20 protein-coding genes are annotated in these 25,495 nt (G+C 73.3%); 9 read left to right on the forward strand and 11 right to left on the reverse strand.

The window, feature by feature from the left end:
* Positions 1-45 precede the first annotated feature (45 nt).
* Entirely contained in the window at positions 46-2,604 is a 2,559-nt protein-coding gene (gene pepN / locus AB7J25_RS01090) for an aminopeptidase N (protein WP_428503988.1), read from the forward strand.
* Between the two features lie 21 nt (positions 2,605-2,625).
* On the opposite strand, the gene AB7J25_RS01095 is transcribed toward pepN, so the two are convergent.
* Together AB7J25_RS01095 and AB7J25_RS01100 are read right to left on the reverse strand one after the other, a co-directional pair.
* Complete coding sequence (locus tag AB7J25_RS01095; RefSeq protein ID WP_428503989.1) at positions 2,626-3,537, reverse strand: hypothetical protein; 912 nt, start codon at positions 3,535-3,537, stop codon at positions 2,626-2,628.
* A complete protein-coding gene (locus tag AB7J25_RS01100; protein ID WP_428503991.1) occupies positions 3,534-4,631 on the reverse strand; it encodes a GNAT family N-acetyltransferase in 1,098 nt (365 codons plus the stop codon). The genes AB7J25_RS01095 and AB7J25_RS01100 overlap by 4 nt, the downstream gene beginning before the upstream one ends.
* 314 nt (positions 4,632-4,945) lie before the next feature.
* Between AB7J25_RS01100 and AB7J25_RS01105 the strand changes: the two genes are divergently transcribed.
* Complete coding sequence (locus AB7J25_RS01105) at positions 4,946-6,412, forward strand: oligosaccharide flippase family protein (protein ID WP_428503993.1); 1,467 nt, start codon at positions 4,946-4,948, stop codon at positions 6,410-6,412.
* Between the two features lie 184 nt (positions 6,413-6,596).
* Positions 6,597-7,700 carry a polysaccharide lyase gene (locus tag AB7J25_RS01110; RefSeq protein WP_428503995.1) on the forward strand — a complete coding sequence of 368 codons (1,104 nt, stop codon included), beginning with the start codon at positions 6,597-6,599 and terminating at the stop codon, positions 7,698-7,700.
* A 16-nt stretch (positions 7,701-7,716) separates the two neighbouring features.
* Here the strand turns inward: AB7J25_RS01110 and AB7J25_RS01115 are convergent, their stop codons facing one another.
* From AB7J25_RS01115 to AB7J25_RS01125, 3 genes are read right to left on the reverse strand one after another with little or no spacing between them, the layout of a single operon-like run.
* Positions 7,717-8,238: a DUF5130 family protein gene (locus tag AB7J25_RS01115; protein WP_428503997.1), complete on the reverse strand. Its 522-nt coding sequence runs from the start codon at positions 8,236-8,238 to the stop codon at positions 7,717-7,719.
* Positions 8,225-8,458, reverse strand: a complete 234-nt coding sequence (gene ctaJ / locus AB7J25_RS01120) for an aa3-type cytochrome oxidase subunit CtaJ (RefSeq protein WP_428503998.1) — start codon at positions 8,456-8,458, stop codon at positions 8,225-8,227. The genes AB7J25_RS01115 and ctaJ overlap by 14 nt, the downstream gene beginning before the upstream one ends.
* Before the next feature lie 55 nt (positions 8,459-8,513).
* Entirely contained in the window at positions 8,514-9,743 is a 1,230-nt protein-coding gene (locus AB7J25_RS01125) for an ATP-grasp domain-containing protein (protein ID WP_428504000.1), read from the reverse strand.
* A gap of 67 nt (positions 9,744-9,810) precedes the next feature.
* Here AB7J25_RS01125 and AB7J25_RS01130 point away from each other — a divergent pair, with 67 nt between their 5' ends.
* From AB7J25_RS01130 to AB7J25_RS01150, 5 genes are all read left to right on the forward strand, one after another.
* On the forward strand, positions 9,811-10,776 hold the full coding sequence (locus tag AB7J25_RS01130) for an NAD-dependent epimerase/dehydratase family protein (protein ID WP_428504002.1): 966 nt from the start codon (positions 9,811-9,813) through the stop codon (positions 10,774-10,776).
* A gap of 343 nt (positions 10,777-11,119) precedes the next feature.
* Positions 11,120-12,637 carry a sugar transferase gene (locus tag AB7J25_RS01135; protein WP_428504004.1) on the forward strand — a complete coding sequence of 506 codons (1,518 nt, stop codon included), beginning with the start codon at positions 11,120-11,122 and terminating at the stop codon, positions 12,635-12,637.
* A gap of 169 nt (positions 12,638-12,806) precedes the next feature.
* Positions 12,807-14,339, forward strand: coding sequence for a sugar transferase (locus AB7J25_RS01140; RefSeq protein ID WP_428504006.1), 1,533 nt, complete (start codon positions 12,807-12,809; stop codon positions 14,337-14,339).
* 44 nt (positions 14,340-14,383) lie between these two features.
* The gene (locus AB7J25_RS01145; RefSeq protein ID WP_428504008.1) at positions 14,384-15,307 is read left to right on the forward strand and encodes a polysaccharide deacetylase family protein; all 924 of its coding nucleotides are present in this window, start codon (positions 14,384-14,386) and stop codon (positions 15,305-15,307) included.
* Between the two features lie 376 nt (positions 15,308-15,683).
* Positions 15,684-17,621 carry a heparin lyase I family protein gene (locus tag AB7J25_RS01150; protein ID WP_428504010.1) on the forward strand — a complete coding sequence of 646 codons (1,938 nt, stop codon included), beginning with the start codon at positions 15,684-15,686 and terminating at the stop codon, positions 17,619-17,621.
* A 139-nt stretch (positions 17,622-17,760) separates the two neighbouring features.
* Here the strand turns inward: AB7J25_RS01150 and AB7J25_RS01155 are convergent, their stop codons facing one another.
* Positions 17,761-18,594, reverse strand: coding sequence for a polysaccharide lyase (locus tag AB7J25_RS01155; RefSeq protein ID WP_428504012.1), 834 nt, complete (start codon positions 18,592-18,594; stop codon positions 17,761-17,763).
* 127 nt (positions 18,595-18,721) lie between these two features.
* On the opposite strand from AB7J25_RS01155, the gene AB7J25_RS01160 reads away from it, so the two are divergent.
* Positions 18,722-19,636: a polysaccharide deacetylase family protein gene (locus AB7J25_RS01160; protein ID WP_428504014.1), complete on the forward strand. Its 915-nt coding sequence runs from the start codon at positions 18,722-18,724 to the stop codon at positions 19,634-19,636.
* Between the two features lie 32 nt (positions 19,637-19,668).
* Here AB7J25_RS01160 and AB7J25_RS01165 read toward each other — a convergent pair whose 3' ends face one another.
* The 5 genes from AB7J25_RS01165 to AB7J25_RS01185 all read right to left on the reverse strand — a co-directional run bounded on the left by AB7J25_RS01165 (position 19,669) and on the right by AB7J25_RS01185 (position 25,495).
* Positions 19,669-20,448 carry a heparin lyase I family protein gene (locus AB7J25_RS01165; RefSeq protein ID WP_428504016.1) on the reverse strand — a complete coding sequence of 260 codons (780 nt, stop codon included), beginning with the start codon at positions 20,446-20,448 and terminating at the stop codon, positions 19,669-19,671.
* Between the two features lie 97 nt (positions 20,449-20,545).
* Positions 20,546-21,736, reverse strand: a complete 1,191-nt coding sequence (locus AB7J25_RS01170) for a glycosyltransferase family 4 protein (protein WP_428504018.1) — start codon at positions 21,734-21,736, stop codon at positions 20,546-20,548.
* Positions 21,726-23,045 (reverse strand): nucleotide sugar dehydrogenase, encoded by a 1,320-nt coding sequence (locus AB7J25_RS01175; RefSeq protein ID WP_428504020.1) that lies wholly within the window; start codon positions 23,043-23,045, stop codon positions 21,726-21,728. The genes AB7J25_RS01170 and AB7J25_RS01175 overlap by 11 nt, the downstream gene beginning before the upstream one ends.
* An 81-nt stretch (positions 23,046-23,126) precedes the next feature.
* A complete protein-coding gene (locus AB7J25_RS01180; RefSeq protein ID WP_428504022.1) occupies positions 23,127-24,299 on the reverse strand; it encodes a glycosyltransferase in 1,173 nt (390 codons plus the stop codon).
* Complete coding sequence (locus AB7J25_RS01185; protein WP_428504024.1) at positions 24,296-25,495, reverse strand: glycosyltransferase; 1,200 nt, start codon at positions 25,493-25,495, stop codon at positions 24,296-24,298. Before AB7J25_RS01185 ends, AB7J25_RS01180 begins: the two co-directional genes overlap by 4 nt.

Below are 25,495 nucleotides of genomic sequence, written 5' to 3' on the forward strand. Positions count from 1 at the left end.
GGTTGGATCGGCAGCCACGCCTCACCCGAAGGAGCAGAATCCCGCATGGCGCCGCCCAACCTCACCCGGTCCGACGCCGAGCGCCGCGCGGCGCTGCTGGACGTCGCCGAGTACGTCGTCGACCTCGACCTCACCGATGGTGGAGGCAAGCCCGGCGAGTCGACGTTCGCGAGCACGACGACGGTCCGCTTCACCTGCCGCGAGCCCGGGTCGTCGAGCTGGATCGACTGGGTGGGCGCCTCGGTGGGGTCGGCCACGCTGAACGGCACCGCGCTCGACGTCTCGGGCTACGTCGAGGACGACGGCATCGCCCTGCCGCAGCTGGCCGCCGAGAACGAGCTCACCGTCGTCGCGACGGGCCGGTACATGAACACCGGCGAGGGGCTGCACCGCTTCGTCGACCCGGTCGACGGTGGGGTGTACCTCTACTCCCAGTTCGAGACGGCCGACGCGAAGCGCCTGTTCGTCTGCTTCGACCAGCCGGACCTCAAGGCCCGCTACACGATCACCGTGACGGCCCCCGAGGACTGGAAGGTGATCTCCAACGCGGTGGCGGAGAGCGTCGAGGAGGGCGTGCACCGCTTCGCCACCACCGAGATCATGAGCACCTACCTGGTCGCCCTGGTCGCGGGCCCGTACGCGCAGTGGCGCGACGAGCACGTCGACCCCGACGGCGCCCACCCACCCATCCCTCTCGGCATCTACTGCCGCGCCTCGCTCGCCGAGCACATGGACGCGGAGCGGCTGTTCACCGAGACCAAGCAGGGTTTCGACTTCTACCACCGCCACTTCGGCGTGCGGTACCCGTTCGGCAAGTACGACCAGCTCTTCGTCCCGGAGTTCAACGCCGGCGCGATGGAGAACGCCGGCGCGGTGACGTTCCTGGAGGACTACGTCTTCCGCTCCCGCGTCACCCGCTTCCTCTACGAGCGGCGCGCCGAGACGGTGCTGCACGAGATGGCGCACATGTGGTTCGGCGACCTCGTCACGATGCGCTGGTGGGACGACCTGTGGCTCAACGAGTCGTTCGCGACGTGGGCGTCGGTGTTCTGCCAGGCCGAAGCCACCGAGTACCGCAACGCCTGGACGACGTTCGCCAACGTGGAGAAGAGCTGGGCCTACCGGCAGGACCAGCTGCCGTCCACGCACCCGGTGGCGGCCGACATCCCGGACCTGCAGGCCGTCGAGGTGAACTTCGACGGCATCACCTACGCCAAGGGCGCGAGCGTGCTCAAGCAGCTCGTCGCGTACGTGGGGCTGGAGCCGTTCCTGGCAGGTCTGCGCGACTACTTCCGCACCCACGCCTGGGGCAACGCCACCTTCGACGACCTGCTGGGGGCGCTGGAGAAGGCGTCCGGGCGGGATCTGTCGGGGTGGGGGGCGCAGTGGCTGCGCACCACGGGGCTGAACCTGCTGCGCCCGCAGTTCGAGGTGGACGCGGACGGGAACTTCGCGCGGTTCGAGGTCGTGCAGGGCGGTGCGCGTCCCGGAGGGGGCGAGCTGCGGACGCACCGGATCGCGGTCGGCGTCTACGCCGACCAGGACGGCAGGCTCGTGCGCACCCACCGGGTCGAGGTGGACGTCACCGGCGAGCGCACCGCGGTGCCCGAGCTCGTCGGGGTGTCGCGCGGCGAGCTGGTGCTGGTCAACGACGACGACCTCACCTACTGCGCGCTGCGGCTGGACCCCGGCTCGCTCGCGACGCTGGTGGACCGCATCGGCGACATCGCCGACCCGCTGCCCCGCACGCTGTGCTGGTCGGCGGCGTGGGAGATGACGCGCGAGGCCGAGCTCAAGGCACGGGACTTCACCGCGCTGGTCGCGGGCGGGTTCGGCGCGGAGAGCGAGATCGGGGTCGTGCAACGGCTGCTGATGCAGGCGCAGACGGCCGTGGCGTCCTACGCGGAGGAGTCGTGGGCCGCCGAGCGTGGCTGGCCGATGCTCACCGACGCGCTGCGCTTCCGGCTGGACACCGCGCCGCCCGGTTCGGACGCGCAGCTCACCGCGGTGAACGCGCTCTCGTCGAGCGTGCTGCCGCCGGTCGTGCTGGAGCAGATGAAGGGCTGGCTGCTCGACGTGGCCGTGCCGGACGGCCTGGTCGTCGACACCGACGCGCGGTGGCGGCTGCTGCATGCTCTGGTGGCACACGGCGAGGCGGGCGAGCACCAGATCGACGAGGAGGCCGAGCGCGACCCGACGGCCACCGGCCGCCGGCAGGCCGAGCGGGCCCGCGCGCTGGTCCCCACCGCCGAGGCCAAGGAGCGGGCCTGGCAGCGGGCCGTCCACGACGACGAGATCCCGAACGCCGTGCAGGAGGCGATCATCGGCGGGTTCTCGCACCCGGCGCAGCGCGGCCTGCTGGCCGGGTACGTCGAGCGGTACTTCGCGGAGGTCGCGGAGGTGTGGCAGCGCCGCACGAGCGAGCGGGCGCAGTCCGTCGTCATCGGGCTGTTCCCGTCCTGGGCGGTCGACAAGGCCACGGTGGACGCGGCGGATGCCTGGCTGGCCGACGAGGAGCACCCGCCCGCCCTGCGCAGGCTCGTGTCGGAAGGCCGCGCGGGGATCGTGCGGGCACTCGCGGCACGGGAGTTCGACCGCTCCTGATCCCGCCCGGCGTCCGGGCCGTCAGCGTCCGGCCCGGACGCCCAGCCGCTCGCGAGCCGTTGCGGTGAGTGAGTCGGCGAGCGCCCCCGCCACGTCCCTGGCGAGCCAGACGAGCTTCCCGGGCTCGCGGCGCAGCGCCCCGAGCGCGTACGGCAGGTACGCCGTGCCGTACGGCACGTACACGCGCACCGGCAGGCCCAGCTCCCGGGCCTGCCGCAGCGACGCGCGCATCGGCAGGCCGTGCAGCAGCTCCAGCACGCAGGGCGTGCCCGCCGTCCGCAGCCGGCGGCAGGCCTCGGCGGCGAGCGGGACGTCGTGCGAGGCGACCGCGACCTCCCGCGCACGGCCGGCGAGCGCGTCGACGACGCGCAGGAAGCCCGCCCGCCGGTCCGCGTCGGGATCCTCGGGGTCAGCCCACTGCCCCTTCACGACCCGCGCGGCCACCCCCAGCTCGACGGCGGTGTCGGCGTCGGCGACGCTGCGTCGCCAGCGGCCGGGCAGGGTGTGGCCCAGGTCGGCGGCCGGGTGACGCTCACGCATCCCGGCGAGCACGGCGAGGGTGGGCCCGGCGGCAGGGTGGTCCATGGCGTCGAGGTGGACGCGGCGGCCGAGCTCGGCGGCGCGGGCGAGCACGCGATCGGACTCGTCGGCGGACAACCGCAGCGCCGTCAGCTTGATCGACACGTGCCCCGGCCGGCCCGCCGGCAGGGCGTCGAGGCAGGCGAGATACTGCGCGGCCACCTCGGCGGGCGTGTCGTCGGGCCGGTCCCAGTAGCCGATCGTGGTGGCGATCCCCCGGGCGGCGAGGCGCTCCGCGACCCGCGCGGCCGCATCGGCGGTCTCGCCTGCGACGTGGTTGCGGGCGAGGACCTCCGCGGCCCGCAGCAGGCGCGGGCGGGCCCATCCCTTCAGGCGCGCCCGGGTGTCGGTCACCGGCGCCCGCCGAAGAGCTTGCGGCGCACCGCGCGGCCCGTGTCCTTGGCGAGCACGGGGAGCGAACGCATCGCGGCAGGGTAGCCGGCGAGCCGGACGCACTCCCGCGACCGGGTCGCCCACAGCCCGGTCCACGCCTCGGCGGTGCCGAGGAACTCGACGTGCGTGAGGCCCCCGTCGGCCGCCGCCGCGACGACCGCGAGCATGAGCAGGGTGCCCGGCGAGCATCGCTTGACGGTCTCGTCGTAGCCGATCTTGAGCAGCCACAGGCGCCGGTTCACCTCGGCCGCGACCTGCATGGCGACGGGCTTGCCCCCGATCCGCAGGAACGACATCCGCAGCTGCCCTGCCGAGGCGGCCCGGCGCGCCCAGCGCCGGAAGAAGCCGCCGAGCGGCTCGTCGACGGCGAGGGCGGTGCCGCCGCGCCCCTTCCAGCCCGCCGACTCGACGGCGTAGGCCTCGTCGAGGAGGCCGTCGACCTCGCCCGGCACCGGGGCGAGCAGCTCGTAGGAGACGTCGCCGAGCGCGGCGGCCCGCCGCCGGGCGCGCCGGACGTCGGAGCGCCGCCCGGCGTTGAAGTGCTGCTCCGGATCGCGCCAGCCCTCGTCCAGGTCGACGACGGGGTACGCGGAGGTCCTGCGGCGCCGCAGCACTCCGCGGGACCGGAACGCCTCGGCGAGCGCCACGTCGGTGGGCGATCCCGCGACGACCCGTCCGAGCTTGAGCGGAAGGCCCATCCGGACGAGGGCGGCGCACAGGCGCACCAGCGACTCCTCGTCGCGGTAGACGAACCCGGACGGCTCACCGTGCGCCGCGAGGCGCAGCTGCCCCGTCGATCCCGGGGCGAGCAGGAAGGTAGCCAGCGCCGAGGGATTGTCGCGCCCGCCGACGATGACAGTCACCCGGCGCACGCCGGCCCGGGTCTCGTCGTCTGCCGCGGCCCATTCATGGGACTGCATCGGGCTCGCCAGGCCGTCCGACAGACCCCGCCAGACGTCGGCCAGTCCCTCGGCACCCCCGGTGACGATCTCCACGTCGCCGAACCGGCGGCCAAGGCTTCGGGGTACCCCCGGCCCGAAGTCGGTGTCGCGCACCCACATCCTCCTCGTCGTGGACCTTCGCGGGACGGCGGTCACCGTCCCGACGAGCCCCCCGCAGCTCGGGAGAGGTGATCGTCGCATCGGACCGATCCGCTGCCGGTCGGAGGGCGGGTGTCCGCCGGACGGACGCGCGGCATAGGCTGCGGCAGGCCCGAACCCGACCGATTCGTGGAAGGCACGCACAGACACACGATGGTGGACACGGCGGACGCTCCCGCACCGCAGACGACTCCGCACCGGACGTGATCCTGAGGGCGCGACGGGTCCCGGGCCACACGCCGCTCACCCGCACCGGCCCGCTGGCGGGCGTGGCACGCCGCGGGGCAGCAGTCTCCGCGGTGACGCTCGTACTGGTCCAGGGCATCTCCTTCGGCACGACGCTCGTGCTGGCCCGGCTGCTGAGCCCGGCGGAGGTCGGCCTCTTCGCCGCCGGGACGATCCTGTCCGGCTTCCTCACGATGTTCGTCGAAAGCGGTATGAAGAACGCGCTGGTACAACGGCGTGACGATGTCGAGGACGCCGCGGACACCGTGTTCTGGGCGACGCTCGTGGGCGGCGTGCTCGTCGCGCTGCTCGCCCTCGCGGCCGCGCCGCTCGTCGGCCTGCTGTTCCGCAGCGATCTCGCGGCGGAGATCGCCGCGGTCACCGCGGGCCTGTTCGTCCTGCAGGCCCTGACCATCGCCCCGGACGCGATCATGGTGCGCCGGTTCGACACCACCCGGCGCCTGGTCATCGACCCGATCCGGTCCGTGGTGTTCGGCGCCACGGCGATCGGCTGCGCGGTCGCCGGTCTCGGGGTGTGGGCGCTGGTGATCGGGACCTACGCGTCGGCGCTGGTCTGGCTGCTCGGGAGCTGGTCGCTCGCCCGCTGGCTGCCGGGGCGCGGCGCGTCGGTGCGGCTGTGGCGCGAGCTGGGCCGCTTCGGGTTGCCGATCCTGGTCCTGAGCCTGTCCTGGCGGGTCCGCGCGATGGCCCAGACCGCGCTGCTCGGGCGCACCCTCGGCGAGTCGGCGCTCGGCCAGTACCGCTACGGCAGCCGGCTGGGCGAGCTGCCGCGGACGGCGGTCATCCAGGTCGGGGCGTTCGCGATCCTGCCGGCGTTCTCCCGGATCTCCGACGACGCGCAGCGGTTCCGCCGCGGGTTCGTGCAGGCGATGCGCTGGAGCTGGGTACTCGCCGCACCGGTGACGGGCCTGATCGTCGCGCTCGGCGAGCCCGCGGTGGTCGTGCTCCTCGGCGAGCGGTGGCGCGAGGCCGGGACGTTCCTCGTGGCCTCGGCGGCGATCGCCGCCTGCGTCGGGCTGCACGAGGTGTGCGGCGAGGCGATCAAGGCGGCAGGTGCCTCGACGAGGCTGCACTGGATCTCCGTGATCGTGCTGGTCGCGGGCCTCGGGCTGCTGGTGGCGCTCCTGCCGCTCGGGCTCCTCGGCGTCGGGCTCGCGGCCTCGGCGACGGAGATCCTCATCACCGTCGCCTCGCTGGTGCTCGCCCGCCGCATCGTCGGGTTCCCGCTGCGCGATCTCGTGCCGCTCCTGGCACCGGCGGCCGTGGCGACCGTGGTGGCGACCGGCCTGGTGGGATCGTTCGAGTGGCTCACCGGCCACTCCGACCGGCTGCCGGTGGGTTGGGGCATCCTCCAGCTGACCGGGCTCACCCTCGCGTTCGCAGCGGTCTACGTGCTCGTCCTGCGCGTGCTCGACCCGCCGACCGTCCGGCAGCTCGTCGCCACGGTACGGTCGAAGCTGCCGGGAGGGATGGTCCCCGACCGCACGTAGCAGAGATCGCCTGCGCGAGGCGGTCGATCTCCGCCGAGGGCGCGCCGTTCGGCGCAACGTCGCCCGCGACGCGATCAGTTCGGCTCGCTCCATAAGCCGTTCACCGCTTGATCGGACCGATGAGGCAACCTCGTCGATCGACGTCACCCGGCCGGGGAAGGGAGCTGCTAGCGTCGCACGCACTGTGCTCCCCGACAGCAACCGTTCCCCGAACGCGCCCCACGAGACGGTGACGATCGACGTCGCCCAGCTCGTGGCGCTGCACCGGCAGACGAGCGTCGCCGTCGCCGAACGTCCCGTCACGCACGCCGGCCGCGCTGGCTCTGCCGGCTCTGCTGAGTACGGGCGGCACGGCGGCCCCCGGCGCCCACGCCGCATGCGCGATGTCCTGGCCGCCGCGGCCCTCACCGCGGCCGTCCTGACCTCCGCCACCATGGCGGTGGACTCCGCGGACGACGGCGACCCGGTGTTCCCCGGGCTCAGCTCGCTGCCCCTGCCGCGCGATCCCGAGCCCCCGGCGCCGGTCGAGCCCGCGCCACCCACCCCCGCGCCGCCGGAGCCGGCCGGGCCGACGGCGCCGGCCGAGCCCGCGAAGCCCCAGGCGCCGCAGGTGGCCGTCGGCCGCAACCTGGTCTTCCTCGCCGACTACGAGACGGGGGACTTCAGCCAGTGGGGCACCTGCCAGTCGGCGCTGGTCAACGGCTCGTGCGACCGCGTGAGCGGGGACCGCGCGATGAAGGTCGTGCCTGCGGACGTGCCGGGCGGCGGGAAGTTCGCGGCCCTGTTCACCGTCCGCAACGGAGACGTGCCGGAGTTCGGCGGCGGCGAACGCTCCGAGGTGTCGGAGAACGAGGCCGGGGCGGAGACCCGCGAGGGTGACGAGCGCTGGTACGAGTGGTCCATGCGGCTGCCGGAGGACTTCCGCACGCCCAGCGGCGGCTGGTTCATCGTCATGCAGTGGCACGGCGGGAGCGGGTCGCCGCCGCTCGCGATCGACCTCAGCGAGGGCAGTGTGGACATCGGCGGGGACGGCACGGACGCGCCGCGCAGGACGATCGGCCCGCTGCGTCGCGGCGAGTGGGTGCACTACGTCATGCACGTGAAGTTCTCGCGCAGCGGCAGCGGGTACGTGGAGGCGTGGGAGAACGGCAGGCAGACGGTGCCCCGCTTCCACCGGCCGACGATGTCGAGCAGCGAGAACTACCTGAAACAGGGCATCTACCGCGACGACGCGGGCGACGGGACCACCCAGGTCGAGTTCGGGGGGCTGCGCGTCACGGCCCCGTGAGCGACCGCCCGGGCGGTCAGCGGTGGTGGTGGCGCTCCCCCGCGGCGTCCGCGAGCATCCGGAGGCCGCTGAGCAGCCCACCGAAGAGGTCGCTCTCCTTGAAGGAGGTGACCATGCTCATCACGGCCAGCTTCGCGCCGTTGTCCGGCAGCCGGACGCGGGCACCCGCCCCGGTGAGGACCTCGACGATGCGCTGCTCGGGGCTCACCGCGACCAGCACGGCCTCCGCTGAGCCCTCGATCTCGTCGTGCAACTGTGCGACTCGGCCGTTCGGATCCTCGCCCAGGTCGCCGAGGTAGACGGCGAAGCGCAGCCCGGTCTCCCTGCTGCACATCGTCAGCGCCTCGTCGAGGCGGCCGAGCTGGGCGGGCGTGAACGGGCCGCTGGCGGGGGTGTCCCTGAACTCCTCGGCGGCCGAGACGCGGCCCGAGGCGGTGACCACCGACCCGACGGGCAGCTCGTCGGTGCCGGGCAGCGTGACGGCGGTTCCGGAACCGCCGTGGTCCGTCGTCGCCCCGGGGGCCTCACCAGTCGCCACGGGCTCCTCCTCGTTCACCGGTCACCACGCGCTGCTCGGGCGCGGGCAGCTGGGCTCCCTGCGGGTTGGCCGTCCAGAACAGGGGCTGGTACGGCCACGGCTGACCCACGCGGTAGCGCGGGCGGCGCGCCCGGCGCGGCATGACGACCAGCAGGGCGATGAGCCCGTACACCAGGGCCGCGGGCACCGCGACGACCAGCACCGTATCGAAAGTGCTCACGGGCGGAGAACCTACTGGAGAACGACGGAGCCCGGGGAGATCCGTGCGGCCCCGGTCACCCCGTGATGCGGCGGCGCAGCCGCTGCGCGCGGCGGCGGTTGCGGGCGCGGACGCGGTCGACGAACGGGCCGGGGTCGCGCAGGGCGAACGACGCGAACACCCGCCGCCGCGTGTACGGCGCCGCGCCCTCGCGCAACGTCGCCTCCCCGCTGCGCCAGCGCGCGACCGCGGCGCGCGGATCGGTGGCGTCGTTGATCCACGCGACGTCGACGTCCCAGTCGGGGCGGAACGTGGCCGGGTCGACGCGGCCCTCGACGAGGTGGCGGTAGGTCAGCAGCGGGAAGTCGACCCCGCAGGCCACGGCGAGCGCGCCGGACATGTTGGGCCGCCCGTTGACCTCCATCAGCTTGTACGCCCCGTCACGGGCGTCGCGCTTGAACTCGACGTTGGCGAAGCCCTCGATCCCCATCTCCCGCACGATCCGCCGCCCGGGCGCGACCACCTCCGGGACCCGGCCGCTGACGACCGCGCTCGGGAAGCCGAAGTTGCGCGGCGCGAGGCGCAGCTTGCGGGAGGTGAACTCGACGACGGGCTCGCCGTCGACGACGTAGGTGTTGTAGTTGATCCCGCCGGTCTCCGGACCGGGGATGAGCTCCTGCACCACGACGCCGATGTCGAGCTCGTGGGCCCGAAGCCACGCCTCGCGCAGCGCGTCGGCGGTGTCGACGCGGTGCATCTTCACTCCGAAGGCGCGGCTGTAGCGGTAGCTCTCACGTGGCTTGACCAGGCACGGCAGCTGCAGATGCGTGATCAGCGCCGCCAGCTCCTCCGGCGAGGCCGGGGTGACGGTGCGGGGTGCGACCACGCCGGCCCGCTCGGCGGCTTCTCCGGTCAGGCGCTTGTCGAGGAACACCCGCGCGACGTCCTGCGGGGGGCAGGCGACCAGGTGGCGGGCGGCGAGCCGGTCGCGGTGGGCGGAGACCGCCTCCAGGCTCTCGTCCGTCGTGGGGATCACGACGCCCGGGGCGAGGTCCGCGACGGCGTCGACCAGGCCGTCCGGATCCTCCGCCGGGTCCGGCGCTGTGCGGACCGCGGTGACGTGGGTCGACCGGCGCGCGTGCTCCCGCTCGGCCGCCACCACCGAGGTGACGGGAACCCCGGCGCGGCCGAGCGAGCGGATCACCGCGAGCCCGGCCTCGTAGCCGCCCAGCACGTACGCGGGTGGCGTGGCCGGGAGATCGACCGGCCGGGCGGACGTTCCGGGTTCCTCGTCTGTGGCCGTCACGTCGCGCGACCCTAGCCGTTCACGGTCCGGCGCCGCCGCGCGGAGGGGGTCGGTAGGGTCGGGCGCCGTGCGTGCACTGGTCACCGGCGGCGCCGGGTTCATCGGATCCCACCTCGTCGACTCGCTCGTCACGGACGGCGCCGACGTGTGCGTCGTCGACGACATGAGCCACGGGTCCGAGGCCAACCTCGCCGCCGCCCTCGACGCCGGCGCGCAGCTGGCGAAGGTCGACATCCGCGAGGCGGGCGCCGTCGCGGAGGTGTTCGCCCGCTTCCGTCCCGAGGTGGTCTTCCACCTCGCTGCGCAGATCGACGTGCGGACGTCGATGGTCGAGCCCGCCCGCGACGCGGAGATCAACGTGCTCGGCTCGCTCAACGTGTTCACGTCCGCCAAGAACACCGACGTGCGCCGCGTCGTGAACACCTCCACGGGCGGCGCGATCTACGGCGAGCCGGCCGTGGTCCCGACCCCGGAGACGGCGCCGGCGCGGCCCCTGTCGGGCTACGGGCTGGGCAAGCGCACGACCGAGGAGTACGGGCGGTGGTTCGGCGAGGCCCACGGCCTGGACGTCGTCTCGCTGCGCTACGGCAACGTGTACGGCCCCCGCCAGGACCCCACCGGGGACGCCGGGGTGATCGGGATCTTCTGCAACCGGGTGCTCACCGGAGCCCGGCCCGTCGTGTTCGGCGACGGCCGCCAGACCCGCGACTACGTCTACGTCGGCGACATCGTGCGCGCGAACCGGGCCGCCGCGGCCGCGGAGGGGCTGCGGCACTCCCGCTACAACGTGGGCACGGGTGTCGAGGTGAGCGTCCTCGACCTCGTCGCAGCCGTCGCCGCCGCCGCCGGGATCGATGCCGCCGCGTTCGCGCCCGAACTGCGCCCCGCCCGCCACGGCGAGGTGCTGCGCAGCTGCCTGGACGTCACCCGGGCCCGCGAGGACCTGGGGCTCACCGATCCCACCCCGCTCGCCGAGGGCCTGCTGGCCACGCTGGACTGGGTCCGCGGCGTCACGCCCGACGCGGTGCGCTGACCGAGAGTCCACCGTTCGGCCCATCTTTACGACCGTTCGCCGCATTCTCGGGCCATCCGGACAACCTTCCGGGCCACTGGGCGACCGGGGGATCGACAACCGCTCGTCGGTCGTTATTGACCGCTCACAGCAGCTGGTGTGGATCAGCCGTAACGGCGTACGAACCCGTGACGTTGGCCCCGGTGAGGGTTCCAACAACATCAGCTTCGGCGGTCGACCGACCCGTCGGGTCGAACGGTCCGCTGCTCGTCACGTGGGGTTGTGTGTGAATCAGAAGTCCGATACGCGGGAAGCGCCCCAGGGCATCGTCGGGGACGCGCACGCGGACCCCGTAGCGTCCGACATGGCCGGACCGTCGCGGACCTCGCCGTCGGCCGACACCGTCTCCGCCACGCTCCCGCTGGGCGTCCACAAGATCACCCCGAAGACCCACCTCGACCGGCCGCTGGAGCCGCAGCACGCCTCCCGCTGGGAGTGGCGCTACAAGACCGCCGTCGTCACGGGCGACATCGGCGTGATCGTCCTCGGCGCCCTCGCGGGTGGCCTGCTCGGCCTCGGCAACGGCTCCACCGGCGTCTGGGCGTCCTGGTACCTCGCGGGGGCCGTCACGCTGCTGATGGTCGCCTGCGTCGCGACCTGCGGCGCCTGGGACATCCGGGTGCTCGGGCAGGGCTCGGAGGAGTTCGGCCGGGTCCTGCGCGGCGTCGTCCTCGGTGCCGTGGTGCTCGGCCTGGTCGGCCTGGCCTTCGAGCTCACCGCCGTGCGGCCGTGGGTGTTCGGGATCATCCCCGTGATCGGCATCGTCACCGAGCTGCTGCGCTACGGCCTGCGCCGGATGGTCCACCGCCGCCGCCGCCAGGGCCGCTGCATGCGCACCGTCCTCGCCGTCGGCACGGCGAGCTCCGTCGCCGAGCTCATCACCCGCACCCGTCGCGCCAAGTACTCGGGCTGGACGGTCACCGGCGTCTGCACGCCGGACGGCCGCGGCCTGGACGGCGAGAACCACGTGCTGGACGTCCCGGTGGTCGGCGATCTCGACAACCTCCCGCTGGCCGTCGGGCTGGACCAGTACCGCGTCGTCGCCGTCACCCCCACGCCCGAGCTCGCCCCGAAGCGGCTGCACCGGCTGGCCTGGGAGCTCGAGGGCTCCGGCGCGGAGATGGTGGTCGACCCGGGCCTCATGGAGATCGCGGGCCCGCGGCTGCACGTCGCGCCGGTGGACGGCCTGCCGCTGCTACGGGTCACCGAGCCGGCCTTCACCGGCATCGCCCGGGTCCTGAAGACCGTCGTGGACAGGACGGTCGCCGGCACGCTGATCCTCATGCTGCTGCCGGTGCTGCTGGCCGTCGCCATCGCGATCAAGGCGGACGGCGGTCCGGTGTTCTTCCGCCAGGTCCGGCTCGGGCAGGGCGGCCGCCCGTTCCCGATGGTCAAGTTCCGCTCGATGGTGGTGAACGCGGAGCGCCTGCGTTCCGACCTGCTCACCGCCAACGAGGGCGCGGGCCCGCTGTTCAAGATGGCGCGCGACCCCCGCGTGACGGCCGTCGGCGCCTGGCTGCGCCGCTACTCCCTCGACGAGCTGCCCCAGCTGTTCAACGTCCTCACCGGGTCGATGTCGCTGGTCGGGCCGCGCCCGCCGCTGCCGGAGGAGGCCCGCGGCTACACCCCCGAGGCGCAGCGGCGCCTGCTCGTCAAGCCCGGCATGACGGGCCTGTGGCAGGTCAGCGGCCGCAGCGACCTCTCCTGGGAGGAGTCGGTCCGGCTGGACCTGCGCTACGTCGAGAACTGGTCCATGGCCCTCGACGCCATGATCCTCTGGAAGACGATCGGCGCCGTCGTCACGGGCCGCGGGGCGTACTGATCACCCGTCCCGATCACCCCTGATCGCCGCGACCCTCCACTTCGTTCGGTCGAGCGATTCACATCGGCCGGCGAACATGACATTGAACTCTCCGTCCGGACGGTAACGCGGCGCCGGTTCTCCTCGATGTCCGAACAGCACCGCTTCGGATCTCGAAGGAGGAGAGCAGATGAACGGCCCCGCACAGCCGCTACCCGAGCGCCGTGCGGACCGGGCCCGTCTGCGCCTGTCCGACGTCCCGCTGCGCGCCGTCCCTCCGGCCGGGCAGGCGCCTGCCCCGGAGCCGCCGCCGCGCCACCATCGCCGCTGGGAGTCCTGGTACCACTCCACGGTCGTGGGGTCGGACCTCGTGATCGTGCTGCTCGCAGCCGTCCTCGGTAGCGAGCTGAACGTCGGCGGCGGATCACCGTTCGGCCGGGAGGGCTCCCTCGCGCTCGCCGCGGTCACCGCTGTCGCGCTCACCGGAAGCCTCGCCGTCCATCGCGTGTGGGATCCGCGGATGCTCGGTGCGGGATCCGAGGAGTACGCCCGCATCGTCCGCGCCACCGTCACCACGGCCATGGTGCTCGGCCTGCTCGCCCTTGCCGTGGGTGTCGAGTCGCTACGCGCCTGGGTGTTCGTCGTCGTGCCGATCGCGGGCGTCACGATGCTCCTGGCCCGCTGGCTGCTGCGGCGGTTGCTGCACGCGCGGCGCAGCCAGAACCGGTGCCTGCACCCCGTGCTCGCCGTCGGGCCGCCGGAGTGGGTGGCCGACATGGTCGCGCGCACCACCCGCTCCCGCCACCACGGCTGGGTCGTCGGGGCCGCCTGCACGCCGTCGGGCACGGGCGAGTCCGGCGCGGACACGGTCGCGGACGTGCCGGTCGTCGGCGACTTCGACACCGTGAAGCGCACCGTCTGGGCGGGCGGGTACGACATCGTGGCCGTCGCCCCCGCCCCGGGCTGGTCGCCCCGGCGGCTCCAGCAGCTCGCCTGGGACCTCGAGGGCACCGGCACCGACCTGGTCGTCGACCCGGGCCTCATGGAGGTCGCCGGTCCGCGGCTGCACGTCGCGCCGGTGGACGGCTTCCCGCTGCTGCGGCTCACCGAGCCCGCGTTCACCGGGATCGCCCGGCTCGTCAAGGGCGTGATGGACCGGATCGGCGCGCTCCTCCTGCTCGTGATCACCGCGCCCCTGATGCTCACACTCGCGATCGCCGTCCGCCGCGACGGCGGACCTGCCTTCTACATGCAGACGCGCACAGGCAAGGGCGGCGAGCCGTTCCGCATGGTCAAGTTCCGCTCGATGGTCGTGGACGCGGATCGGCACCGGGCCGCCCTCGCGAGCGTCGACGAGGGCGCGGGCCCGCTGTTCAAGATGCGGCGCGATCCCCGCGTCACCCCCGTCGGCCGCTGGCTGCGCCGCTACTCCCTCGACGAGCTGCCCCAGCTGTTCAACGTCCTCACCGGGTCGATGTCGCTGGTCGGGCCGCGCCCGCCGCTGCCCGAGGAGGTCGCGGTCTTCACCCGCGACGCCCATCGGCGCCTGCTGGTCAAGCCCGGCATGACGGGCCTGTGGCAGGTCAGCGGCCGCAGCGACCTCTCCTGGGAGGAGTCGGTCCGGCTGGACCTGCGCTACGTCGAGAACTGGACGCTGGCCATGGACATGTCGATCCTCTGGAAGACACTGCGCGCTGCCAGGACGGGTGCGGGCGCCTACTAGGGTGGTGCGTCCCGGCTCCCCGACCGTCTGAGGTGAATGCTCCCGTGTCACGCGGCGGATCCCGGCTGCTCGTCCTGGGCTACCACAACGTCGACTCCACGTGGCGCTGGCCGGCCACGCCGTCCGGCGGGCCGCGCAACTTCGCCCGCCAGATGGCGTGGCTCGCGCGTAGCGCGAACGTCGTCCCGCTGGACGCCGCGCTCGCCGATCTCGCCGCGGGGCGGCCGCTCCCGCCGCGATCCGTCGCGATCACCTTCGACGACGGCTACCGCGACAACCTCGTCCACGCCGTGCCCGTGCTGCGCCGCCACGGCCTGCCCGCCACGGTGTTCCTCGTCCCCGGGTTCCTCTCCCACAAGGTCCACGCCTGGTGGGAGCGGCTCAGCTGGGCGCTGCGCACCACGGCCGCGCCGTCGGTCGAATTCGAGGACGCGGTGCTGCCGCTCGGCGCGGACGGCGACCACGCCCGCGCACTCGGCGTGATCGAGGCGAGCCTCAAGCGCGACGACCTCGCCACCCGCCACGACCGGCTGGAGCGGCTCGTCGACGCCCTCGAACCGCCGGGGGAGCTGCATCCCGGCGACCTGTACATGGACTGGGACGAGGCCCGCCAGCTCGTCTGCGCGGGCATCTCGATCGGCTCGCACACGATGAGCCACGCGATCCTCGCGCGCGAGACGGCCGCCGACCAGCAGCAGGATCTGCGCGAGTGTCGCGAGTCCCTGCAGCGCGAGCTCGCGGTCGAGGTGCGCTCGCTGGCCTACCCGAACGGCCAGAAAGGCGACTACGACGACGTCACGATCGACGCGGCCCGGGCCTCCGGCCACGAGTTCGCGGTCACGACCCGTGGGCGCGTCACCGAGTCGGGTACACCTCCGTTCGAGACGTCTCGCTGGATCGTCTCGCCGGAGAAGCCGGCCGCCCGGCTCGCGGCAGGTTGCCTGCGTAGCCTGCTCGCGGCGCGCTGAGCGGACTCGCCGGATCGTCCGGTTCGACCGTTCGTCGCATTACTCCGCCCACCCATCCCACCTCACGCGGACTTCACAACTCTCACGGAAATCGCCCTCTGTTCACCCGGACGGTGCTGACGATCTCTGCCTGATCGGGCGACGTCACCTGCCACAGATCATCCGAATGTGATCGTCGATTCGGTGCAGTATCGCCGCGTCCACCCGCTGACCCGGGCAACGAGGAGCGACGATGAGGCCAACCACACGTCCGAAGACCCGCCTGTTCGCGGTCCTGCCGGCGACGATCGTGACCGTCGCGATACTCGCGCTCGGCGCGGGGTCCGCGCCGAGTCCTGTCACTGTCAGTCACGACAGCGCGCCAACCGGGGTGGCCGTGGCCGCACCGGACATCGGGGCAGGCGATCCCGGCACCGCGACCGTCCCGGAGCCCGCTGACGAGACCTCGCCCCTGCAGCCGTGCCCACCTGCGGGGACGGGCGGGGCGGCGGCCGCCGGCTCGTCCGCCGACGGCAGCGGCGCCACGGCGTCGGCCTCGACGAGCGGCTACGGGGTCGCGTCCGCCGGCGCCACCGCGAGCCTCGGCGGCGCGAGCGCGCAGGCCGACGCGGGCGTCACCGCGTGTGACCCGGCGGCCGGGGCGGCACCGCCGGTCTCCCCCACCACTCCCGGTGACACGGCAGGAACCCTGCCGGAGGCGCCGGAAGCGCCCGGCACGCCGGGGGTTCCGCCGGTCGCCACCACCCCGGACCTCACGCCGCCGGTCGCCACCGCCCCGGACCTCACGCCGCCGGTCGCCACCACCCCCGGCACCACGCCGCCGGTCACCACCACCCCGCCCCCGCCCGCCGCGCCAACCCCTGGCGACATCCGTGCCGCCCCGGGGACGGTGCCGGAGGAGTGCGTCACCGCACCGGCGACTCCACCGGTCGGAGACCCGGTCACTCCCCCCACCGCCCCGGAGAGCGACGACGAGCGCCGTCCCGACTCCGGCGACTCAGGTGGCTCAGGTGACTCAGGTGACAGCACGGGCGACTCAGGTAGCTCCCGCGACTCAGGCGAGTCGGGTGACTCCAGCGACTCAAGCAGCACCGAAGACTCAGGCGAGTCCGGCAGCTCCGGCGAGGAGTCCTCGGACGACACCGGTCCCGCGGCGGCCGACACGTCCGGCCTGCGGCCGATGTCCCTGCCGTATGCCGACCCGGCGCCGACCGACCCGGACACCACCCCGCCCACGGCCAGCACCGCCCCCGCACCAGCACCGGCCACGCCCGCACCAGCCACCCCCGCACACCCGGAGCTGACCACGCCCGCACCGGCCACGCCCGCACCAGCCACCCCAGCACCGCCCACCCCCGCACACCCGGAGCTGACCGCCCCCGACCCGTGCGCCCCCGGCACCGTTCCGACCACCCCGCAGGAGCCCGCCCCGACCCCGCCGACCGCCCCCGTTCCCGGCCTCCCGGCGCCGGGGACCCCGGCCGTGCCCGGCCCGCCCGTCACGCCACCGGCGTCGCCCGTCCCCGTCGGCGACCAGCTGTACTTCACCAGCGACTACGACGACGGGTTCGCCGACTGGGGGACCTGCCAGTCCTCGGTGATCAACGGTGACTGCCCCGCCGAACCCGACCACTACAGCCTCCAGCTGATCGACCGCGACGACCGTCCGGGCGGGGGCAAGGCGGCCCGGTTCGTGGTGAAGCCGGGCGACGAGGCGTCGTTCGGCGGCGAGCGCTCCGAGGTGCGTTCCAGCGGCGACGGCGCGGTCGTGAAGGAGGGTGACGAGCGCTGGTACCAGTGGTCGATGCGGGTCGCCCAGGACTTCCCTGAGCCCGACGGCGTGTGGTTCATCGTGATGCAGTGGCACGCCAGCAAGGGCTCGCCACCGCTGGCGATCGATCTCGCGAAGGGCTCCGTCGACATCGGCGGTGACGGGGTGAAGGACGCGCGCAAGACGATCGGCCCGATCCGCCGCGGCGAGTGGGTGGACTACACGCTGCACGTCAAGTTCTCCAACAACGCCGACGAGGGGTTCGTGGAGGCGTGGGAGGACGGGGTGAAGACCGTTCCGCTGACGAAGCGCCGCACGATGACGAGCGACAGCAACTACCTCAAGCAGGGGATCTACCGCGACAGCTCCGACACGACGGCGACGATCGACTTCGACGACTTCCGCGTCTCCGGCCCGCCCGGGCAGGGGCCGGTGCAGCCGAAGCTCCGCGGGTTGCTCGAGCCCGTGCTGGAGACGACCGACGGCCTGCTGGAGCCGGTGGTCGGCGCGGCGGGTGGCCTGCTGAAGGGCCTGCTGAGCTGACCGGGACGGCGAACCCGCCCGCCGCCCCGCCCCCGCGACCGCGCGAACGGCACGTACGGGAAACCTAGCTCCAGTACGTGCCGTTCGCGCGGTCGGCGGGGCCGGTCCCGGAGGGCGGGCGTCCACGCGAGGAGTGCGCTCAGGTCAGCGCGACCGCGTCGCGTGTGCTGCCGATGCGCCAGCTGTCGAAGTAGAGGATGCCGGGAGCGGTGATGTCCTCGCTGCGGTAGTAGCCGGTCTTGAGGTAGCTCTCCGGCTGCTCCCCGCGCTTCTCGGCCGGGTACATGGTGCCGCCGGGCGGCGAGAACCGCGGCAGGACGGGGTTGCCGTTCTGCCACACCTCGACGTAGCCCGTGCGCGGGTCGGGCGAGAACACGACGTGCACGACCCAGTCCGCCCACTTGCCGGTCTCGGCGGGCGCCAGCTCCTGCTCGAACGGCTGCTCCTCGTCCGGGTGGCCCGCTCCGCCCGCGAGGACGTAGTGGCCGTCCTTCACGTTGAGCGACACGGGCGGGGAGCCGTCGGCGCGGCCCTTCCACTGGGTGATGACCTGCCATTCCTCATCCACCGGGAACCCCGCGGCGAGCATGGTGGAGAAGCCGAACCAGAGATCGTCGCCCTCGCGGATGTCACCGATGTCGGGTTCGACCTCGGCGCGCGGGTCGCAGCAGGCGCCCTCCTTGTCATCGGTCTCGCCGGTCGGGATGGAGATCTTGAGGGCGTAGCGGCCCTCGCGGACGAACTGGGGGTCGCTCACGATCTCGGGCTGCAGGCCACCGCGGGTGACGTTCCACGGGGTGTCCTTGAACTGGGTCAGGTCGTCGGTCTCCAGGTCGCCGACCCACAGGAGATCGGGCAGGTCGGTGGGTCGCTGCGGGCGCGGCTCATCGGGCCCGGTGCCGCACGCTGCCAGCAGGGCGAGCGCGAGCGCGGCGGGCACCAGGACGCGGGCGCGCCGCATGGGATGTCGCACGACGTTCTCCTTCATCCCCGGGGAGTGGACTCACGGGTGTCAACGTCGATGATCATGCTGGCGTTCCACCCCCGACCGGGTACGCGGCTGCGAGGCCGTCCGACCCGCCCCGGTAACCTCGCCGACCATGGCAGCGGCGGAGTCGACCCTGATGGTCCTGGGCTGGCACAACGTCGAGGGCACCTGGTGCTTCCCGGCGGCCCCCGGGGTGGGGACGCGCGGGCTCACCCGGCAGCTGAACCTGCTGCGCCGTGTGACGAACATCGTGCCGCTGCGGTCGGCGCTGCAGGATCTGCGGGAGGGCAGGCCCCTGCCGCCGCGGGCGCTGGCCGTGACGTTCGACGACGGCTACGCCGACAACCTCACGATCGCGGGTCCGCTGCTGCGCCGGTTGGGCATCCCGGCGACGTGCTTCCTCGTGCCGGGGATCCTCGACGGTGACGTCGTGCCGTGGTGGGAGCGCCTGGGCTGGGCGTTCGCGCGGGCCCGGGCCGCGCGGCTGGCGTGGGAGGGCCACTCCTGGGAGCTGCCGGGTGGCGGCAACCGGGCGGCGTTCAAGGAGGTCTCGGCGCTGCTGAAGCGGCGGGACCGGGCGGCCCGCGAGGCCGCCGTGGACCTCCTTCAGGACCTGCTGGAGCCGTCCGGCGAGTACCGCCACCGCGAGCAGTTCCTGGACTGGGACGGCGCCCGGCGGCTCGGCGAGTTCATGGACCTGGGCTCGCACACGATGTGGCACTGCATCATGTCGCAGGAGCCGCCGCAGGCGCAGAAGGACGATCTCGCACAGGCCCGGGAGCAGCTGTCGCAGCGGATCGGCGGCGACTTCGACGTCCTGGCGTACCCGAACGGCACGCGCGCGGACTACGACGACGCGACGACCACGGGCTGCGCGGCGGCGGGCTACGAGTTCGCGGTGACGACGCAGGGGGGCTGGAACACCGCGGACACCCCTCGCTACGAGATCCGGCGCTGGGTGATCAACCCGGAGCGCGCCGAGCTGGATCTCGCGAAGATCCTGCGGGATCGGGTGCGCGCGGCCTGACCCGCGGCGCTCCCGGTCGCAGGCGGGGATCCTCAGGGCGCGGTGACCCGCAGGCCGTCGTGCCAGAGCACGGCACGCGCGGTGTCGGTCTTGTCGCGGTAGAGCCCCTCCTTGAGGTAGTTGGACGCGGTGGGCATCCCACGCCAGGGCGTCCGCCGCACGACCGTGGTGCCGTTCTCGGCGACCTCGACGAATCCGATCGACGGGTCGTCGGAGAACCTCACGTGCAGCACGTAGTCGACCCACTGCCCGCGCTTGATCCTCCCGATGACCTCGCTGGTCTCGCCGACGTTCGCGTTGCGGACGATCAGGTTGCCCGAGCGGTCGACCTCGACGGCCAGCGGCGGCGGCCCCGTCACGGGATGCCACTGCATGACGACCATGTAGCTGCCGGTCGGGCTCGGGAAGTCGCGGTCGAACTTCAGGCTGAAGGCGTACCAGCGCTCGTCGCCCTCGTGGACGTCACCGGCCCGGCCGGCGCGGACCTCGGAGCGCTCCCCGCCAGGAACGTTCGGGACGTCGCCGTCACGCAGCTCGTAGCGGGCCGCGGTGCGGTGACCGTCGCCGCCGTCCCCGAGGCGCGCGCTGTAGTGGTCGCCGCGGTAGCCGCAGGCCTGGCCGTTCTGGACCACGCTCTGCAGGGTGTTCCACTGGCAGAAGTCGCCGGTGTCGTAGTCGCCGACGAAGACCGTGCGGCTGCCGGAGGACACGAGCGGCGCGGCGGCCGCCGCCGGGGCGACGACGCCGGCGGCGAGTGCGGCCGTGGCGGCCGTGGCAGCGGCGAGCAGCGCGAAGCGGCGCGGAGCCGGCATGGACGAGTTCCCCCTGGTCTCTCCCGGGTGCAGAGGAGCACCCGTCCGGATCAACGATCCGGGGGGTCGTCCGGCCTTCGCTCGACCGGTGGACCGATCAGCCGGTAGCCGCCCGGTAGGCGTCCAGGAGTGCCTCGGCGGAGTGCTTCCAGGACAGCGGGCCTTCGACGCGGGCCCGGCCGATCTCCCCCATCCGCTCACGCGCGTCCGGGTCGTCCAGCAGCCGGGCGACGAGCGCGCCGAACTCCACCACGTCGTTCGGGGTGGCGTAGAGCGCGGCGTCGCCCGCGGACACCCGGGCCTCCCGCAGGTCGAACGAGACGATCGGACGGCTCATCGCCATGTACTCCATGATCTTGTTCATCGTGGAGACGTCGTTGAGCGGGTTCTTCGGGTCCGGTGCGAGGCAGACGTCCGCGGTGGAGAGCCACCGCGTCAGATCCTCGTCGGAGACCCGGCCGGTGAACGTCACACGGTCCGCGAGCCCGAGGGTGTCGCGCAGCGCGACCATCTCGTCGAAGCAGTCCCCCGACCCGAGGAACACGGCGTGCCAGTCGTCGCGTCCGGTGTCGCGCAGCGAGGCGAGCGCGCGCAGCGCGTAGTCGATCCCGTCCTGCGGGCCCATCACGCCGACGTAGCCGAGCAGGTAGGGCTTGCCCTGCTTGAGCGCCGGATCGGGCGGGGTGGGCCGGAACCGCTCCACCTGTGGCGCGCTGCGCACCACGAACACCCGCTCCGGGCGCTTGCGACCGCGGGTCAGCGCGGCGGTGCGGTAGCTCTCGTTCGTGGCGACGACGACGTCCGCGGTGGCGTACGTGAGCCGCTCGGCCAGGCACACGGCCCGGTAGAGCAGGTCCCGGCCGCGGGCGAAGCGCGACTCGTAGAGCTCCGGCACGAGGTCGTGCTGGTCGAACACGAACCGCGACCCGCCCAGGAGCTTGAGCAGCAGGCCCACCACGAAGAAGACGTCCGGCGGGTTGCAGGCGTGCACCACGTCGATTCGGCCGAACCGCCGCCGCACGCTCAGCGCGAGCCGCACCGTCTGCAGCAGCGCCGTGCCGTACTCCGTGACGAAACCGACCGGTCCCCCCGTCGCCGCCTTCAGCGGGTAGCGCAGGATGTGCACGCCGTCGATCGTGATCTCGCGCTCCGTGTCGCGCGTGGTGCCCGTGGGGCAGACGACGTGCACCTCCCACCCGTCCTCGCGCAGCGCCGTGGCCTCCTGCCACACGCGGCGGTCGAACGGGACGGAGAGGTTCTCGACGAGAATGAGCGCCCTACCAGCCAAGTCCCACATATCCCTTCTGCCCCCGCCGCTGTGCGGCGTCGGGGAGGCGGACCAGGTCGATCACCGGGCGCTCCCCCGCCGCGTCCAGCGCGGCGAGGACCGCCCGCTCCGTCGTGCCGACGACGAGGACCTCGCCGTGCGCGAGGACCTCCTCGACCGAGTCGGTGAGCAGCTCCTGCAGGTGCGGGAGGTGGCGCTCGATGTACTCCCGGTTCGCACCCATGAGCTGCGACAGCGCCACGTTCGCATCGTAGATCTTGACCGAGTAGCCCTTGCCGACGAGGCGCTCGCACAGCTCCACCAGCGGGCTCTCCCGCAGGTCGTCCGTGCCGGGCTTGAACGACAGCCCGAAGATGCCGACGTTGCGCCTGCCCGTGGCCGCGACCAGCTCGAACGCCCGCTTGAGGTGCTCCTCGTTGGACGGCAGCACGTGCGAGAGCAGCGGCACCGCGACGTCCGCACGGTGAGCGGCGTAGACCAGGCCGCGCAGGTCCTTCGGCAGGCAGGAGCCACCGAAGGCGAACCCGGGCTTGAGGTAGGCGCGGCTGACGTTGAGCTTGGTGTCGGAGAGGAAGATCTCCATGACGGCGTGGGAGTCCAGGCCCAGCGCCGCGCTGATCGCGCCGATCTCGTTGGCGAAGCCGATCTTGACCGCGTGGTAGCAGTTGTCGGCGTACTTGGTCATCTCCGCCACACGGATCGGCACCCGGAACACCGGGCCCGGCAGGCCCTCGTACAGCGCGAGGACGGGGCCGCCGCTCGCGTCGTCGAGCTGGCCGACGACGGTCTTCGGGGGCTCGTGGAAGTCCCGGACGCTCGTGCCCTCCCGCAGGAACTCGGGGTTCACCGCGACGCCGAAGTCCTCGCCCGCCGTCATGTCCGACGCCTTCTCCAGGATCGGGATCAGCAGGTCCTCGCAGGTGCCGGGCAGCATCGTCGAGCGGAAGACGACCGTGTGGCGCTCGCCCGGCTTCGCCGCGATCGCCGCACCGATCTCCTCTGCGACCTTCTCCAGGTACGCAGTGGAGAAGCTGCCGTTGGGCGCGGACGGCGTGCCCACGCACACCAGGGAGACCTCGGTGCGGGCCACGGCCTCGGCGACGTCCGTGGTGGCGGTGAGGGCGCCCGAGGCGACGACCTCGGCGGTCAGCTCCCCGATCCGCTCCTCCACCACGGGGGCCTTGCCCTCCGCGATGAGCCGCACCTTCGTCGGGTTGACGTCGACGCCGACGACCTCGTGCCCGCGGCCTGCCAGGCACGCCGCCGAGACGCAACCGACGTAGCCGAGTCCGAACACACTGATCTTCACGTGCTGAACCTCTCCTGATGACGATCGGGGCAATCGCGCCAGGCCCGCCGTTGGTGCACCGGGATCGGAATGGTCACGGACTCATCCCCGCCCGGTCAGCTCCGCCATGAGCCGCTGGTAGCGAGCGGCAGTGTCCTCGATCCGGAAGTCGTGCTCGGCTCGGGCCCGCCCGGCGCAGCCCATCCGGGCGCGCAGGGCAGGATCGACGACCAGACGGTCCAACCGGTCCGCGAGCGCCGCGGCGTCCCCCGGCGGGACGACGAAGCCCTCGGCACCGTCGCCGACCATGTCCCGCACCGCCCCCACGTCGCTCACCACGACGGGGACGCCGGCCGCCATCGCCTCGATGACCGACAGCGGCGCGCACTCGAACCGCGAGGTCAGGCAGGCGACGTCGAAGGCGGGAACGAGGGTCGCCACGTCGCGGCGCAGCCCCGCCCACCGCACGCGGTCCGAGATGGCGAGGTCCTCGGTCAGCCGGACCAGCTCCGCGGCGCGATCGCCGCCGCCGATGCAGACCAGCCGCAGCCGCGGATGGCTCGGGGCGAGCTTCGCGACGGCCTCCAGCAACACCTCGTGCGCCTTCACCGGGGCGAGCCGGGCGACGATGCCGACCACCACGTCCTCGGCGTCCAGGCCGAGCTCCGCCCGCGCTGCCGCCCTGGCATCCGGGGTGGTGACCGGCGGCAGCGCGATCCCGTTGGGGATCACCACCTCGCGCACCCGGCTGCGCCACGACGAGTTCACGCCCTCGAGGCGGCGCAGGTACTCCCCCTGGCTCGGGGCCACCAGCGCGATGGCGTCCGACCAGAACAGCGTCCCGACGTCGTGACGGGGCAGGATCCGGTTGCCGTTGAAGGTCAGCGTGTCCATGCCGTGCGGGGCGACGATGCCGGCCCGCCCGGTGAGCCACGCGGTGAGCCGGGCGAACGTCAGCGCGCGGCGGTGCAGGTGGGTGACGAGCACGACCTCGGTGCGGTGGCGCCGGAACGCCCGCGCCAGCCGCGCGACGGTGCCCACCCCCCAACGGCCGCCGCCGACCACCTCGACCGGGAAGCCCGCCGCCGCGAACTCCGGGCCGAGCGTGCCCAGCTCCTTCAGGCACAGCAGGTTGGGCGTCACCGCCGCCGGGTCGAGGTGGCGGAACAGGTTGAGCAGCAGCACCTCGGCCCCACCGACCTGGGCCTTGTCCATCACCAGGGTCAGCCGGACGGGCCCGGCGGGGCGGCCTACTGTGTTGAACTGTTCGCTCACGCGCGCGCCTCGCCCGCGGGGACGCGCCGCCCCGCCGTCTCCTCGATCGCCCGCTCCGCCTCGCGCACCGAGCTCTCCAGGGTGAACCGGGCCTCCAGGCGCTCGCGGCCGGCGCGGCCCATCTTCTCCGCCTTCGCCGGGTCCGCCAGCAGCTCGGCGAGCCTCTCGGCCAGCGCAGCGGGGTCGCGGGGCGGCACCACATACCCTGTGACGCCGTCGTCGATCATATCCGGGACGCCGCCGACCGCCGTGCAGACCGCGGCTCGTCCCGTCGCCATCGCCTCCAGCAGCGAGATCGGGAAGCACTCCACGGTGTGCGAGGTGAGGCAGAACACGTCCATGAGTGCCACGACGTCCGCGACGTCGGCGCGGCGCCCGGTGAACACGACGCGATCGGCGATGCCGAGCTCGCGGGCCAGCGCCCGCACCCGCTCGAGGTCGGCGTCGTAGCGGCCGCGGCCGACGACAAGGAAACGCGCGTTCGGCACGTCCCGAACAACGAGCTGCGCGGCCCGCAGGAACGTGGCGTGGTCCTTCTCTGGCCGGATGGCGGCGACGATGCCGGCGACCGTGTCGCCCGGCTCGATCCCCAGCTCCGCGGCGAGGGCCGCCCTGCGCTCCTCGAACGGCACGTACAGGTACTCCGCCGGGTCGACGCCGTTGTGCATCAGCCGGATGCGCTCGCGCGGGTAGCCGAGCTCACCGGTCAGGTACGGCACCTGGCCGCGGGCGAGGCCGTAGTAGGCGCTGGTGGCCGGCCCGAGCAGCCGGTCCGCGATCCGCCGCGCGCGCGGCCGCGGGGCCGCCGTGCCGCAGTTGTGCACCCACACCACCGTGCGCGGCACCCCGGCCAGCACCGCGGCGAGCCTGCCCAGCGTCTCGGCGTTGGAGCCGCGCGTCACCACCACGTCCGGGCGCTCCCGGCGCAGGTGGGCGACCAGCTGCACGAAGCCGCGGACGAGCCCGCGGGGATCGCCCTTGGCCTGGCCCAGCGCCCTGGCCGGGATCCCCGCCCGGGTGACGTCGGCGAACAGCGGGCCTTCCTGGTTGATGCACAGCACGGACGGCGCGAACCGGGCGGGATCCATCGCGGGCATCAGCGTGACGACGTGGCGCTCGGCCCCGCCGACGGTGAGATCGGGCACCACGAAGAGCACCCGGAGCGGACCGTCGGGACGTACTGATCGCCTGAGCAC

The sequence above is a fragment of the Pseudonocardia sp. genome, from assembly GCF_050246655.1.
Taxonomy (GTDB): Bacteria; Actinomycetota; Actinomycetes; order Mycobacteriales; family Pseudonocardiaceae; genus Pseudonocardia.